Annotated in this window: 1 protein-coding gene; it reads left to right on the top strand. The window is 67.1% G+C overall.

Features of this window, described 5'->3' with window-relative positions; translation table 11 throughout:
* Positions 1-124 precede the first annotated feature (124 nt).
* Positions 125-1,477: an IS4 family transposase gene (locus LQ51_RS09415; RefSeq protein ID WP_046564331.1), complete on the top strand. Its 1,353-nt coding sequence runs from the start codon at positions 125-127 to the stop codon at positions 1,475-1,477.
* Positions 1,478-1,510 lie beyond the last annotated feature (33 nt).

Genomic DNA, 1,510 nt, shown 5'->3' with positions numbered 1-1,510 from the left:
CAACGTCGTTCAGTTAGGCGTGGGCGAGGCTGGTCAAGGGGTGTGTTGATCAGAGAGTGAGAAGCGGAGTTCCGGTATCAAGGTTTGTCACTCCAAGACAACCCAGAACCAGGAACTCCGCTTGGTGGATCAGATTGCCATAACCCGGACGGTCACGGTAGCGGCGGGGCCGTTCGCGGCGGGTCACCTCGGTGAGCTGACCCGGCTGTTGCCGTTCGAGATGATCGATGAGGTTTTGACTGCGACCCGGCGTACGCAGCAGCGGATCCGGCTGCTGCCTGCTCGGGTCGTGGTCTATCTGCTGATCGCGGGTTGCCTGTTCGCCGATCTCGGCTACCGGCAGGTGTGGTCGAAACTCGTCGCCGGTCTGCATCCGCTGCCGGTGCTCGACCCGTCGGGCAGTGCCCTGCGTCAGGCCCGGCAGCGGCTGGGTCCGGCACCCATGCGGGCCCTGTTCGAACTGCTGCGCGGCCCGGCGGCTACCAGTGCTGCCACGGTGTGGTGGCGGGGCCTGATGCCGGTTGTCATCGACGGCACCGTACTCACCGTCGCGGACTCGCCGGCCAACCTGCGCCGCTACGCCAAGCAGCGGGGCAACAACGGCGGTTCCGGCTATCCCACGCTGCGGCTGAGCGCACTGCTGGCCTGCGGCACCCGTTCGGTGCTCGACGCGGTGTTCGACCCGCTCAGCACCGGCGAGATCGCCCAGGCTGAACATCTGGCCCGCAGTCTGCGGGCCGGGATGCTGTTGCTGGGCGACCGCAACTACGCCAGCGCCGATCTGATCACCAGGATCACCGCGACCGGGGCCGACCTGCTGATCCGCTGCAAAAGCAGCCGGAAACTACCTGTGCTCGGCCGCTACCCGGACGGATCCTGGCTCTCCGCCGTCAGCGGCCTACGGGTCCGCGTCGTCGACGCCCGGATCAGCATCACCACCAGCGGCGGCAGCCACACCGGCGACTACCGGCTGATCACCACTCTCCTCGACGCCCGCCGCTACCCGGCCGGCGACCTCGCCCGGCTCTACCACCAGCGCTGGGAGATCGAGACCGCCTACCTCGAACTCAAATCCAGCATCCTCGGCGGACGAGTCCTGCGAGCCCGCACCCCCGACGGCATCGACCAGGAAATCCATGCCCTACTGATCACCTACCAGGTGCTCCGCACCGCGATGGCTGACGCCACCGACAGCCGACCCGGCCTCGACCCCGACCGGGCCAGCTTCACCACCGCCCTCAACGCCGCCCGCGACCAAATCACCCTGGCCGCCGGCGTCATCGCCGACACCGCCATCGACCTGGTCGGCGCCATCGGCGAACGCGTCCTGGCGAACCTGCTACCCGACCGCCGCATCCGCACCAAGACCCGGATGATCAAACGCTCGAACTCCAAATACCAGGCCCGCGGACCGAACATCGACCGCCGCACCTACAAAGCCACCACCAACATCGACATCATCACCAACGAACCTTGACAGGCCAGCCACCGGCCTAACTGAACGACGTTG

This window comes from Micromonospora sp. HK10 (assembly GCF_000982955.1).
Lineage (GTDB): Bacteria > Actinomycetota > Actinomycetes > Mycobacteriales > Micromonosporaceae > Micromonospora.
The sequence above is the reverse complement of the archived record's forward strand: the minus strand, read 5'-3'. Positions and strand labels throughout refer to the sequence as shown.